The sequence below is a fragment of the Marinimicrobium sp. ARAG 43.8 genome (assembly GCF_050113635.1).
Lineage (GTDB): Bacteria > Pseudomonadota > Gammaproteobacteria > Pseudomonadales > Cellvibrionaceae > Marinimicrobium.
This window is the reverse complement of sequence record NZ_JBNJLT010000005.1, coordinates 33,994-46,891: the sequence shown is the minus strand read 5'-3', so window position 1 is coordinate 46,891 and position 12,898 is coordinate 33,994. Positions and strand designations below refer to the sequence as shown.

The window sequence follows — 12,898 nt, the reverse complement described above, 5'->3', positions numbered from 1 at the left end:
GCGACCATAAATGAGAATAATTTGTTTTCTCCTGTAGTAAGGCCCCATCGCATGGCTCTTTTCTCTCGGCGACTGCCCACCGCCTTTGTTCTGTTCGGCCTGTTGTTCGCATTGATGCTGCCCGCTTCCGTACACGCCAGTTCACAAACCGCCCTGGTGCAGTTGGTGGAATACATTGGCGCGGATTACGTGAATGCCGTTCAGGATGGGGAGATTATCAGTCAGGAAGAATATGACGAAATGAGCGAATTTTCCCGGCTGCTGCACGAAGGCATCGGCGAGCTGGAAGCGGTGGATGGCCGGGAACTATTACTGGAACAAGCCCGCCAATTACAGGCCGCCGTGACAGAGAAGGCACCAGGAACCCGAATCAAGTCACTGGCCCAGGCCATTCGCGGCACCCTGGTTGAGGTTTATGGCATTCCGGTCCTGCCCCAGAGCGCGCCCGACCTCAAGAATGCCCCTGCGCTTTACCAGACACACTGCGCGGCCTGCCATGGAGCGGAAGGCCGAGGCGACGGCCCGGCATCTGGCACACTTGAACCGGCACCCACCAATTTTCAAGAGCTGGAGCGCTATGCCGGTCGCTCCCTGCTGGGATTGTTCACCACAATTACCGGTGGCGTGGACGGCACCGGTATGGCGGCTTTTGACAACACGCTGAGCGAAAAAGAGCGCTGGAGCCTCGCCTTCTACGTCGGGAGTCTCGCCGTTACTCCCGACATGGTCACACGGGGTCGACAGGCTCTGGAAACCATGCCGGGATTAAAAACCCAGCTACCATTGGAGGCGGTGATCGCCAAAGCGCCGGAGGATGTTCGTGATGACATCAACGAAGCGGCGTTTGACGCGGTCGGGTATCTGCGCACGCAACCCGAGGCTCTGTTCAGCCAGAACCGCTTTATCGAACTCAGCGAGGCCCGCCTGGCCGAGGCGGATCTCGCTTACCGTGAAGGTCGTCTGAAAGACGCCCGGACCGCCGCGCTGTCGGCCTACCTGGATGGCTTTGAATTGATTGAGCAGCAGCTGGCGGCCGTGGATGCCGATATGATGCGCGAAACCGAGCGGCATTTTATGGCCGTGCGTGAAGCCATTGAACGCGAGCGTTCGGCAGATGAAGTCAGTGACCGTATTACCGAGGCCAGAAGCCACTTGCGTGCGGCGGCAAACCGTCTCGACGGCGACAGCCTGGGTGCGGCCGCTACCTTCTCAGCCAGCTTCTTTATTTTATTTCGCGAGGGGCTTGAAGCACTGTTGATCGTCGCCGCCCTGCTCACCTTTACGCGTAAAGCCCACGCCACCACCGCCCGTCGACAAATCCACGGTGGCTGGATTCTGGCGCTGATCGCCGGGGTGGCCACGTGGTATGTGGCCTCACAACTGATTACCCTCAGCGGGGCAACACGAGAGCTGACCGAGGGTGTCGCCGGTCTGACCGCGGCATTCATTCTCTTCTATGTCGGTTTCTGGATGCACAGCAACAGTCAAAACCAGCGCTGGTTAAGTCACTTGAAAGGCAAAGTGGACAATGCGTTGGACGGGGGCACCGGCTGGGCCTTGGCGGTCGTTTCGTTTATTTCCGTGTACCGGGAGATGTTCGAGACCATACTGTTCTATCAGGCCCTGTGGAGTCAGGTCGGTGCCACCGCCGCACCGTACCTCTTCTACGGCATGTTCACCGCCGTACTCGCCCTGGTTGTGGTCTGTGTGCTGATTTTCCGCCTGGGAATGCGCCTGCCTTTAGGGGTGTTTTTCAAGGCCACCAGTCTGGTGCTACTGGTTCTGTCGATCATTCTTCTCGGCAAGGGCATCGCGGCGCTTCAGGAGGCGGGCTGGCTCAACGCCCGCTATCTGCCATTGCCAAGCGTGGAATGGCTGGGTTTCTTCCCAACGGTTCAGGGCGCGGTGGCTCAGGCCATAGCGGTGGTATTAGCCGTGGTGCTGTGGGTCTACGGCCGACAGCAGGCGGCCCGGGCCGCCAGGTAGTCGGGTAATCAGGCGATGACATCCACCGCATTAAGCAATTCGGCCACCAGTGTCTGAGCGTGCCCTTCCGAGCCGCTGGTGGCGGAAGTCACACGATGCCCGATGACCGATGGCACCAGCGCCTGCAAGTCTTCGGGAATCACATAGTTGCGGTTGTGCATGAAGGCCCAGGTCTTCGCCACGCGCAACAATGCCAGAGCCCCGCGGGGCGACAAGCCGCACGCAAACTCCGGTGAGTGCCGGGTGTGTTGCACCAGTCTCTGCAAGTAATCAATCAAACTATCGGACGTTTTCACCTGCTTGGCCGCCCGCTTGATCGCTGGCAGCTTTTCGGGGCTCAGGCGGGCTTTTAGCCGGGCCAGTTGCGCCCGTGGGTCGCCGCCGAGAAAGAGGCGGCGCTCAGCGTCCGGCGACGGATAACCCAGGCTGATACGCATCAGGAAGCGGTCCAGTTGGGATTCCGGCAGAGGAAAAGTACCCATTTGGGATAAGGGATTCTGGGTCGCGATGACAAAGAAGGGGTCGTCCAGCTTCCGGGTTTCCCCCTCAATGGTCACCTGTCGCTCTTCCATGGCCTCAAGCAAAGCGCTCTGGGTTTTGGGGGTGGTACGGTTGATCTCGTCGGCCAGGAGCAGCTGGGTAAACACCGGACCGGGATGAAACACAAAGCGTCCGGGATCACGTTCATACACGGACACCCCGATGATATCGGCGGGTAACATGTCGCTGGTGAACTGGACTCGCTGGTAGGACAAGCCGAGGGTTTTTGCCAGCGCATGCGCCAGTGTGGTTTTACCCATCCCCGGCAGGTCTTCGATCAACAGGTGCCCATCCGACAAGACACACGCAAGCGCCAGCTTTATCTGCTCTTCCTTGCCCAGTAGCACCTGACCAATCTCATCGATAATGGTCTGAATAAAATCTCTCATACCGGCTCCCCTTCCGATGATGAGGGCCGGATCAGCCCAGGCCTCGTGCCAGATCGTTTTTTAGATCGTCTACATCCTCCAGCCCTACCGCCAGGCGGATCAGGTTGTCGGTAACTCCCGCTTCAGCGCGCTGTTCCGGAGAGAGTCGACCATGGGTGGTGGTGGCCGGATGCACGATGGTGCTTTTTGCATCCCCAAGATTGGCGGTCAGGGAAAAAATTCGCGTGCGGTCAATCAGGCTCCAGGCCGCCTCGCGATCGCCTTTAACCCGGAATGACAGAACACCGCCAAACGCTGATTGCTGGCGCCGTGCCAACTCGTGACCGGGGTGAGATGCCAAACCGGCGTAGAACACTTTTTCCACCTGCGGCTGCTCCTGCAACCATTGCGCCAGTGCGAGCGCATTGCGGGAATGGGCTTCCATGCGCAGCCGCAAGGTTTCCAGCCCTTTCAGAAATACCCACGCATTGAAGGCGCTCATCGTGGGACCGGCGCTGCGAATAAACGCGAGCACTTCTCCCATGCTTTCGCGATCCCCCGCGACGACACCACCCAGGCACCGCCCCTGCCCATCAATGTATTTGGTGGCCGAATGCACAATGATGTCGGCACCAAATTCCAGGGGACGTTGCAGCGCTGGTGTGCAAAAACAGTTGTCTACCACCAGCCGCGCGCCCTGCTCGTGCGTCAGTTCAGCGAGCCGGGTCAAATCCACCACATCGCACAACGGATTGGATGGAGTTTCCACAAACACGAGCCGGGTTGAGTCCCGAAACCCGTCGCGCCAGGCGTTCATATCCGTGGGGTCCACAAACGTGGTGTCCACACCAAACTTTTTCAGATATTTGGTGAACAATACCGTAGTGGTTCCGAACACACTGCGTGAACACAGAATGTGGTCACCGGCCTGCAATAACGCCAGGCAGGTACTGAGAATGGCGGACATACCCGACGCGGTCGCCACGGCACTTTCAGCCTTTTCCAGCGCGGCGATACGCTCTTCAAACGCTCGTACCGTGGGGTTGGTATATCGCGAATACACATTTCCGGGAGTGTCGCCGGCGAAACGCGCTGCCGCTTCACGGGCACTGTCAAACACATAGCTGGAGGTCAGGAACAGCGCTTCACTGTGCTCGCCCTCCGGTGACCGGTGACACCCGGCACGTACCGCTAACGTATCCAGTCCGGTGTGTTCGAGAAAATCATCACTGTCTGTCATGAGTATTTGCGTCTTTACCGTCAGGAGTTCTCTGCCAGATCATTGTGCAGACCAATCAGTGTCGCCTCAGCCTTGGCCGCCGTGATACTGGCTTTTTGCCGGGCACCTTCGTGACGTTCCGCCTCCAGTTTCTCCAGGTAGGCATTGTCTACGTCGCCTGTGACATATTCACCGTTGAACACCGCACAGTCAAATTCGGTCACCTTGTCGGTGCCTTCCGCCGAGGCCGCAATCAAGTCGTCCAGATCCTGGTAGATCAACCAGTCCGCACCGATTTCCCGACACACCTCTTCCTGAGTCCGGCCGTGCGCGATCAGTTCTTTCACCGTTGGCATATCGATGCCGTACACATTCGGATAGATAACCGGCGGCGCGGCTGAGGCGAAATACACTTTGGCCGCACCAGCTTCCCGTGCCATTTCAATAATCTGCTGGCAGGTGGTGCCCCGCACAATGGAGTCGTCGACCAGCAATACATTCTTGCCCTTGAACTCCAGTTCAATGGCATTGAGTTTTTGCCGCACCGATTTCTTGCGCTGCTGCTGGCCGGGCATAATAAAGGTCCGGCCAATGTAGCGGTTTTTCACCAGTCCTTCCCGGAACTTTACGCCCAGGTTGTAAGCCAGCGCCTGGCCGGCCACCCGGCTGCTGTCCGGGATCGGGACCACGACATCGATGTCGTGGTTGGGGCGTTCGCGCAGGATTTTATCCGCCAGCCTCTCGCCCTGGCGCAAGCGCGCTTTATAGACGGAAATACCGTCCATAATGGAATCTGGCCGGGCGAAGTAAACATGCTCGAAAATACAGGGAGTCAGGCGGGTTTTCTCAGCGCATTGGCGGCGATGCAACTGACCCTCGGCGGTAATGTAGATGGCTTCGCCGGGAGCGACATCATCAATCAGGTCAAAGCCCAGCACATCGAGCGCTACACTCTCTGAGGCCACCATGTACTCAACACCGTCCGAGGTCTCACGCTTGCCATACACCAGAGGGCGAATACCATGCGGATCGCGAAAGGCAATCAGTCCATAGCGCGCGATCATTGAAACCACGGCATAACCGCCACTGACCCGATGGTGGACGCCGGAAATGGCCTGGAAAATGTCGTCTTCGTTGGGCTGCAATTTGCTCTGGGATTGCAGTTCGTGCGCGAAGACATTCAGTAACACTTCGGAATCCGAATCGGTGTTGACATGACGAAGGTCTGTTTTAAACAGTTCTTCGCTCAGCTGGTCCGCGTTCGTCAGGTTACCGTTGTGTGCGAGTGCAATCCCGTACGGCGAATTGACATAAAACGGCTGTGCCAGCGCCGGGCCGGAGCTGCCCGCCGTCGGGTAGCGCACATGGCCGATACCGATGTTGCCCACCAGGCGTTGCATGTGGCGGGTGCGGAATACATCTTTTACCAGTCCGTTGGCTTTCTGCTGGGCAAGTTTGCCCCCGTCACAGGTCATAATACCCGCTGCGTCCTGGCCGCGATGCTGGAGTACGGTCAGCGCGTCATAGAGCTGAAGATTGACGTCGCTCTTGCCCACAATACCCACAATGCCGCACATAGAAAACCACCTTTATGTTGCTGTTTACTCAAACCATTGCAGAAAAAACCGGCTTGTCTCGCCCGCCAGAGCCCGAGCCCAACCTTCAAAGGCCAGGAACTGCGGTATCAGGGCGGACTCTCGCCACCATTCGTCCTGCTCCATGGGAATAATTGTCGGAAGAAGAATCAAAAGCGCCATCACCACCAGCAGACCACGAGCCAACCCAAAAATCATACCGAGCAGCCGGTCGGTGCCGGACAGCCCGGTCATGCGGACCAGCTCGCCAATCAGGTAGTTCACCATGGCGCCAACAATCAATGTCGCCGCGAACAAGGCCACAAACGCGACCACTTCGCGAATAGAAGGGGTGGGGATCAAATCCGTCAGCAGTACGGCCAACCGGTCACTGAACAACATGGCAATGACGAACGCCACTATCCAGGTAACCAGGGACAGGGCTTCTTTGACGAAACCACGCTTGATACTAATAAGGCTGGAGACCAGCAAGATGCTCAGTATGGTCCAATCCGCCCAATTCATGACCTGGCCTGACTCATGTGCTTGTGGAAGGCTCCCCGGTTGCTTGCGCGCGCATTTTAGCAGAGGCACCCCATATCAGATACCCCCGGTTGAATCAGGGTTCGAAGCGCATGATTAACGCGTCAACCTTCAGCAGCCGATCCACTTCGGCCTTGGTTGCCTCGGCATCGGAACGGCTGATTTTGGGGCCGATGTAAACCCGGCTCACTTGAGCATCACCCACGGTGGCGGTACGTACATAGGCGCGATGCCCCTCGGCCTGCAACCTGTCCCGTAGCGTCCGGGCGGAGTCCGCAGAACGATAGCTGATGACCTGCACGACCCAGGCACTCTCGCCGGCCGCGGCGGGGGGTTGCTCAGATGAATCTTCGCCCTGCGGTGGAACGCTGGCGTCGGCGTCTGTCTCGGATTCAACCGCGTCGTCAGAGGCAGCAACCTCTTCACTGGCAACGGGCTCTACCGGCACCTGATCACTTTTCGGCATAAACATGGTGTCAGGTTCAGGAGCCGGCTCGATATCACTGGGCGCCTGCGGCGATTGGAAGGTGAGCGTCTGGGTCGGAGGCCGATCAGGAATCAACGTTTTCGTACTGACCGGCTCTACCTGTCGGTCACGCAGAAAACTGGGCAACACCAACACAGCCACCGCCAGCAGTACCACGGCACCCACCAATCGCTGTTTAAGACCGATGTTCACTTGTCCTCCAGAGAGTCCGTGTCGGATAGGGGTGCCTCATTGCCGGCGTGCTCACAGGGCTCGCCTTTGTTCAGAGCGACCAGGGCGGCACTTACCGTGAAAAACGAGCCCATAAAGACAATTCGATCACCCGGCTGCACACTGAGTTCAAGCCAGCGCAACGCCTCCGGTACTGTACCATAGCCTCCCGGTTGTGCCCCCAGTTCGGCCAGATCCTTCTTCAGCTGTTCGGGAGACGCCGCGCGGGGCACACCCGGTAGAGCCGCCAGCCACCACTCTGTGGCCAATGATTTCATCGGGGCCAGCGTCCCCACCCGGTCCTTATCCGCCATGATACCGACAACGACAAAAGTGCGGGCCACCGGGTGTCGCGCCAGCCGTTCGGCCAAATGGCGAGCGGCTGCAGGGTTGTGTGCCACATCTAATATAACAGGACAGCCTCGCCAGCTTAATTGTTGGAAGCGCCCCCGCAAAGTCAGCTTCTCCAGTCCGCTTTCTGGAACAATCGCCGGGAGATCCACGCCCAGTTGAGCAACGGCTTGCAACGCAGCCGCCACACTCGACCAAGGCAGCAACGGGACCGGGAGGGTCAGGTGCAGTGGTTGATTCTCCGCGGAGCTCCCCCACCAACACCAACCTTCTGCGCGCACTTCGAAGCCAAAGGCGTCTCCCGCGCACTGCAATGTCACACCCATCTGAGCCGCCGTGTCCAACAGCCCCAGCGGCGGCTCTGGATCCGCACAGAGACCGGGTCGGCCCGTGCGATAAATACCGGCCTTTTCACGACCAATACTGTCCCGGTCATTGCCCAGCCAGCTCTGATGATCCAGGTCAACGCTGGTGACTACCGCGACATCAGCGTCCAGAAGGTTGACCGCATCCAGACGCCCCCCCAGCCCAACTTCCAACACCATCACATCGACGTTGACATCGCGAAAAATCTCAAACGCCGCCAGAGTGCCAAATTCAAAATAGGTGAGGCTGATATCGCCACGGGCTTCATCGATTCGTGCAAACGCTTCGCACAACGCCGCATCAGAGACCGGTTGACCGTTTACGCACACACGTTCGTTGTAGCTGAGGATATGGGGAGAGATGTAGCTGCCGACTTTCCAGCCCGCGGCCCGCAATAATGCAGAGCAGACCGCTACGCAGGAGCCTTTGCCGTTGGTGCCGCCAATCGTAACAATGCGGGCGCGGGGATTAAGCAAACCCAACCGATCCGCCACGATGCGGATGCGACCGAGACCCAGCTCAATCTCGACAGGGTGATGACCTTCAAGCCAAATGAGCCAGTCATCAAGCCGTTCAAATCGCTTTGACGTCAATCAGACCGCCTCTTGCCGAGTCAGCTTTGCCAGCAGCCGCCCTACCGTATCACGCATATCACGGCGATGAATAATCATATCAATAGCGCCCTTATCGAGCAGGAATTCACTGCGCTGGAATCCTTTGGGCAATTTCTGCCGAATGGTTTGTTCAATAATATTGGGGCCGGCAAAGCCCGCTCGCGCATTGGGTTCCGCTGCGTTGATATCGCCGAGCAATGCCAGACTGGCCGAAACGCCACCGTATACCGGGTCCGTCATAATCGAAATGTAGGGTGTGCCCTGCAGTTTCAGTCGTTCAATAACGGCACTGGTTTTGGCCATCTGCATCAGGGAGATCAATGCCTCCTGCATACGTGCCCCACCCGTCGCCGAAAAACAAACCAGTGGAATGTCGTCTTCCAGCGCCACTTTGGCGGCGCGGGCAAAACGCTCGCCCACCACATACCCCATGGAACCGCCGTGAAAAGCGAACTCGAAGGCCACCGCTACAACTGGCATCCCTTTCAAGGTCCCTTTCATGGCCACCAGAGCGTCTTTCTCGCCGGTGCTTTTCTGGGCGGTGGTAAGCCGGTCCTTGTATTTTTTGACATCCCGGAATTTCAAACGGTCAATCGGCTCCACGTTGGTCGCCAGTTCCTGCCGGTTCTCCTCATCCAGAAACAGGTTGAGCCGCGATCGGGCACCGATGCGCATGTGATGGTCGCACTTGGGGCAAACGTCCAGATTACGCTCCAGTTCAGGCCGGTACAGGACTGACTGACACTTCACACATTTTTTCCAAAGGCCCTCAGGCACCTTGCTGCTGCGCTTGCCTTCCGAACGGGCCATGCTGGGGACAATTTTCTCAAGCCAACTCATGACAATTCTCTCTGCTCAATCGGTTCAAACTCATTAAACGATTCAAAAACACTGACGGCGACGACAGGCTCGTCGGCCTGGCGTTGCGGAAATCTAACCATCCAGACCGGCACGAATATCTTTCACGATGCGTCCCACCTCCGTGGCCACGGTGTCGGCACTTTCATCGGCCAGTTCGCCCATGCGATTCACCAGGACACTGCCTACTACCACGCCATCGGCCAAGTCGGACAACTTTTTCGCAGTCGCCGCATCTTTAATACCAAACCCGATACACAGCGGAAGATCGGTCAATTCCCCAAAGGTTTCCAACTTCGCCTTAACCGCATCGACATCCAGGTGACCTGCGCCGGTCACCCCTTTAAGTGAGACGTAATAAATAAATCCGCTAGCCAATTTGGCAACGCGGCGCGCACGCTCGACACTGGTCGTCGGAGCCAGCAGCAAAATGTTATCCAGCCCGGCGGCATGCAGTTCACGGCTAAAGGCCTCGGCTTCTTCCGGCGGCAAATCCACGGTGAGAAAACCATCGACACCTGCCTCGGCCGAGCGGGACGCCACCGCTTGGTACCCCATGCGCTCGACCGGATTGGCGTAGCCCATCAGCACCACGGGCGTCTCGCTGTCTGTTTCCCGAAACGCGCGCACCAACTCCAGCGTACTGCTCAAGCTGATGTTGTGTACCAAGGCCCGTTCGTGGCCTTTTTGAATGACTGGACCTTCGGCCATCGGGTCGGAGAACGGCACACCCAGTTCGATAATATCAACGCCCTGACGAACCAGTTCGTGCATGGTGGGCAGAGTGGCGGCGGGCGTCGGGTCACCGTTAACAATATAGGTGACCAGCGCTTTGCGTCCCTGCTGACGCAGTTTTTCCATACGTTGGGCAATACGACTCATGAATTCGGTTTCCTGGTGTCTAAACTTCGATGCTATCTACACTTCAATACCATCAATCTTGGCGACGGTCAGAATATCTTTGTCTCCGCGGCCTGACAGATTGACCACGATGGATTGCTTCGGACTCATTGTCTTCGCCAGCTTCTCCGCGTAAGCCAATGCATGGCTGGATTCCAGCGCTGGCATAATGCCTTCGACCAGCGTTGTTTTGCGGAAAGCCGAGAGCGCTTCGTCATCATTGATAGCGACGTAATTGACCCGCCCAAGGTCTTTCAACCAGGCATGCTCGGGCCCAACACCGGGGTAATCGAGACCGGCAGAGACCGAGTGCGTTTCGATAATCTGTCCGTTCTCATCTTCCATCAAATAGGTGCGGTTCCCGTGCAATACCCCGGGGACGCCATCGTTAAGTGGCGCCGCATGGCGGCCGGTTTCAACCCCGTCGCCCCCCGCTTCCACGCCGTACATTTCAACACTATCGTCTTTGAGGAAGGGATGGAACAGGCCAATCGCATTGGAACCGCCCCCCACACAGGCCACCAGCGCGTCCGGGAGACGGCCGGTCTGCTCCAGATGCTGAGCGCGGGCTTCACGCCCAATGACCGCCTGAAAATCACGCACCAGCTGCGGGTAGGGATGCGGACCAGCGACAGTACCGATAATATAGAACGTATCATCGACGTTGGTGGCCCAGTCGCGCATGGCCTCGTTCATCGCATCTTTCAATGTGCGGGAACCCGAGGTGACCGGGATGACTTCCGCCCCCAGCAGCTTCATCCGGTAGACGTTCAGCGATTGGCGCTGGACATCTTCAGCGCCCATGTAAACACAGCATTTCAACCCGAGTCGGGCGGCTACCGTGGCGGTGGCCACGCCGTGTTGCCCGGCACCGGTTTCGGCAATCACGCGCTGCTTTCCAGTGAACTTTGCCAGCAGTGCCTGGCCAATGGTGTTGTTTACCTTATGGGCTCCGGTGTGATTCAAATCTTCCCGCTTGAGATAGATTTGCGCCCCACCCAGTTCGCGGCTCCAGCGCTGAGCGTGGTAAAGCGGAGAGGGTCGCCCCACATAGTAGGCGAGATCGCGATCAAACTGGGCTTGAAAGTCCGGATCGTTTTTCAGGTTGGAATAAATGCTTTTCAGTTCGTCCAGCGCATAAATCAATGTCTCCGACACGAACCGCCCCCCATAGGGGCCGAAATGGCCATCATCACTCGGGAACTGGCTGTAGTCGGTTTCGGAATACCGTTTGCCGGACAGGGTTTGAGTCTTTGAAGTCACCGTTGCTCACCTTTAACGCCGTTTGAGGCATTCTCTATAAATTGCCGGACCTTCCGGGCATCTTTACGCCCCGGCCCGGCCTCTACGCCGCCACTGACGTCTACACCATAGGGGTGGGTAGCAGCAATGGCGTGGGCCACGTTGTTCGGGGTCAGCCCGCCGGCCAGAATCACGGGACGGGCCGCTTGTCTGGGTACGCGTTTCCAGTCAAACGTCTCACCAGTACCTCCGGGTACGCCCTTTCGATAGGCATCAAGCAAAAACCCGTCGGCTCTGGGGTGGGCGGCCATCGCTGCATCCAGATCCAGCTCTGGTTTCATACGTAATGCTTTAATATAAGGACGCCCAAAGGACTCGCAATGTTCCGCAGATTCGTTCCCATGAAACTGTAGCAGTTGCAAGGGGACCCTTTGCAACACGGTCTCCACGGCCTCGGGCTCTGCATCCACGAACAGGCCAACCAGCGTTACCAAGGGACCGACCGCATCGGCCACGGCGCGCGCCGCCTCCACATTCACCGCTCGCGCACTCGGCGGATAAAACACCAGCCCGAGGGCGTGCGCACCAGCGTCCAGGGCCATACGCCCGTCTTCTGGCGTTGTGATGCCACAAATCTTGATGCGCATAACAGCCCCCTAAAATCCGAGCGCAAATACTAGCAGAAATTGGGGTGAATTGCTGCGCCCCTAGGAGTGGTGCTCAGCTCCGCCGCAAACCGCCCAACGGCTCGGGGATCATCAATGGCCCTGGCTCACACGCTGGCAGACCGAATCGGCTGGGATACTCGACATTCACCAGGTATAACCCAAAAGGACGGGCGGTAACCCCGCCGACGCTGCGATTCTTCGCAGCCAGTATCTCAGCAGCGCCCCCCACCGGCATCTCACCCGCGCCAATCGCCATCAACACCCCGACGATATTGCGCACCATATGATGCAAAAATGCGTTGGCTTTGACCTCCAGAACGATCAGCTCGCCGCGACGAGCCAGGTGTAAATACTCGATGGTGCGCACTGGGCTGCGGGCCTGGCACTGGCTGGCCCGATACGAGGTGAAATCGTGCTCTCCCACCAGGCTCTGGCCCGCCTCATGCATTGCCTCCACATCCAGCGGTTTGCGGGACCACGTGATGTGCTGGTGGGTCAATGCTGAATAGCTCGCTCGATCAGAAATCAGGTATCGGTAGGTTCGAGAGTGAGCGCTGAAACGGGCATGGAACTCCGACGTCACCGTTCGAGCCCATCGAATACCAATATCAGCAGGTAAATGCGCGCGCGTTCCTTTAACCCAGGCTTTTTCCGGTCGGTCCGCCAGTGTATCGAAATGGATGATTTGACCTGTGGCATGTACGCCGGCATCGGTGCGCCCGGCGCAAACCAGGGTGACAGGCTCATTGGCGATCGCCGTCAAGGCCCGCTCCAAATGTTGCTGCACAGTCGCCACACCGCTCGGCTGTGTCTGAAAACCGTGATAGTGAGACCCCAGATACTCCACCGCCAATGCCACACGATGCATACCTTCCGGCCAGGGCGTTTCAGACCCGATTTCAGAATTGCGCACGTAGGGCCGAGCGAGAGCATGTTCGGGGTCAATCATCAGACGAAAGACTTTCTCTGGTG

The 12,898-nt window shown here is 58.0% G+C and carries 12 protein-coding genes; 1 reads left to right on the top strand and 11 read right to left on the bottom strand.

Annotated features, from left to right (window positions below; all coding sequences use genetic code 11):
• Positions 1–51 precede the first annotated feature (51 nt).
• Positions 52–1,986: an FTR1 family protein gene (locus ACQCLF_RS10910; RefSeq protein ID WP_426987163.1), complete on the top strand. Its 1,935-nt coding sequence runs from the start codon at positions 52–54 to the stop codon at positions 1,984–1,986.
• 8 nt (positions 1,987–1,994) lie between these two features.
• Here ACQCLF_RS10910 and ACQCLF_RS10905 read toward each other — a convergent pair whose 3' ends face one another.
• The 11 genes from ACQCLF_RS10905 to truA form a co-directional block, all read right to left on the bottom strand.
• Positions 1,995–2,915, bottom strand: a complete 921-nt coding sequence (locus ACQCLF_RS10905) for an AAA family ATPase (RefSeq protein ID WP_426987161.1) — start codon at positions 2,913–2,915, stop codon at positions 1,995–1,997.
• Between the two features lie 31 nt (positions 2,916–2,946).
• Positions 2,947–4,134 carry an O-succinylhomoserine sulfhydrylase gene (locus tag ACQCLF_RS10900; protein WP_426987159.1) on the bottom strand — a complete coding sequence of 396 codons (1,188 nt, stop codon included), beginning with the start codon at positions 4,132–4,134 and terminating at the stop codon, positions 2,947–2,949.
• A gap of 20 nt (positions 4,135–4,154) precedes the next feature.
• Entirely contained in the window at positions 4,155–5,690 is a 1,536-nt protein-coding gene (gene purF / locus ACQCLF_RS10895; RefSeq protein ID WP_426987157.1) for an amidophosphoribosyltransferase, read from the bottom strand.
• A gap of 24 nt (positions 5,691–5,714) precedes the next feature.
• Entirely contained in the window at positions 5,715–6,212 is a 498-nt protein-coding gene (locus ACQCLF_RS10890; protein WP_426987155.1) for a CvpA family protein, read from the bottom strand.
• A gap of 94 nt (positions 6,213–6,306) precedes the next feature.
• Positions 6,307–6,909, bottom strand: a complete 603-nt coding sequence (locus tag ACQCLF_RS10885; RefSeq protein WP_426987153.1) for an SPOR domain-containing protein — start codon at positions 6,907–6,909, stop codon at positions 6,307–6,309.
• Positions 6,906–8,237 carry a bifunctional tetrahydrofolate synthase/dihydrofolate synthase gene (folC, locus tag ACQCLF_RS10880; RefSeq protein WP_426987151.1) on the bottom strand — a complete coding sequence of 444 codons (1,332 nt, stop codon included), beginning with the start codon at positions 8,235–8,237 and terminating at the stop codon, positions 6,906–6,908. Before folC ends, ACQCLF_RS10885 begins: the two co-directional genes overlap by 4 nt.
• Positions 8,238–9,098 carry an acetyl-CoA carboxylase, carboxyltransferase subunit beta gene (accD, locus tag ACQCLF_RS10875; RefSeq protein ID WP_426987149.1) on the bottom strand — a complete coding sequence of 287 codons (861 nt, stop codon included), beginning with the start codon at positions 9,096–9,098 and terminating at the stop codon, positions 8,238–8,240. It lies immediately after the preceding gene.
• Between the two features lie 93 nt (positions 9,099–9,191).
• Positions 9,192–9,998 carry a tryptophan synthase subunit alpha gene (trpA, locus tag ACQCLF_RS10870; RefSeq protein ID WP_426987147.1) on the bottom strand — a complete coding sequence of 269 codons (807 nt, stop codon included), beginning with the start codon at positions 9,996–9,998 and terminating at the stop codon, positions 9,192–9,194.
• Between the two features lie 36 nt (positions 9,999–10,034).
• Complete coding sequence (trpB, locus tag ACQCLF_RS10865; RefSeq protein ID WP_426987623.1) at positions 10,035–11,258, bottom strand: tryptophan synthase subunit beta; 1,224 nt, start codon at positions 11,256–11,258, stop codon at positions 10,035–10,037.
• A gap of 17 nt (positions 11,259–11,275) precedes the next feature.
• On the bottom strand, positions 11,276–11,905 hold the full coding sequence (locus ACQCLF_RS10860; protein WP_426987145.1) for a phosphoribosylanthranilate isomerase: 630 nt from the start codon (positions 11,903–11,905) through the stop codon (positions 11,276–11,278).
• Between the two features lie 73 nt (positions 11,906–11,978).
• Entirely contained in the window at positions 11,979–12,794 is an 816-nt protein-coding gene (gene truA, locus ACQCLF_RS10855; RefSeq protein WP_426987621.1) for a tRNA pseudouridine(38-40) synthase TruA, read from the bottom strand.
• Positions 12,795–12,898 lie beyond the last annotated feature (104 nt).

Excerpts from the sequence above, each read along its gene's own strand:
- ACQCLF_RS10910 (WP_426987163.1), top strand. The coding sequence starts at position 52 with ATGGCTCTTTTCTCTCGGCGACTGCCCACCGCCTTTGTTCTGTTCGGC.
- ACQCLF_RS10905 (WP_426987161.1), bottom strand. The coding sequence starts at position 2,915 with ATGAGAGATTTTATTCAGACCATTATCGATGAGATTGGTCAGGTGCTA.
- ACQCLF_RS10900 (WP_426987159.1), bottom strand. The coding sequence starts at position 4,134 with ATGACAGACAGTGATGATTTTCTCGAACACACCGGACTGGATACGTTA.
- purF (WP_426987157.1), bottom strand. The coding sequence starts at position 5,690 with ATGTGCGGCATTGTGGGTATTGTGGGCAAGAGCGACGTCAATCTTCAG.
- ACQCLF_RS10890 (WP_426987155.1), bottom strand. The coding sequence starts at position 6,212 with ATGAATTGGGCGGATTGGACCATACTGAGCATCTTGCTGGTCTCCAGC.
- accD (WP_426987149.1), bottom strand. The coding sequence starts at position 9,098 with ATGAGTTGGCTTGAGAAAATTGTCCCCAGCATGGCCCGTTCGGAAGGC.
- trpA (WP_426987147.1), bottom strand. The coding sequence starts at position 9,998 with ATGAGTCGTATTGCCCAACGTATGGAAAAACTGCGTCAGCAGGGACGC.
- ACQCLF_RS10860 (WP_426987145.1), bottom strand. The coding sequence starts at position 11,905 with ATGCGCATCAAGATTTGTGGCATCACAACGCCAGAAGACGGGCGTATG.
- truA (WP_426987621.1), bottom strand. The coding sequence starts at position 12,794 with ATGCATCGTGTGGCATTGGCGGTGGAGTATCTGGGGTCTCACTATCAC.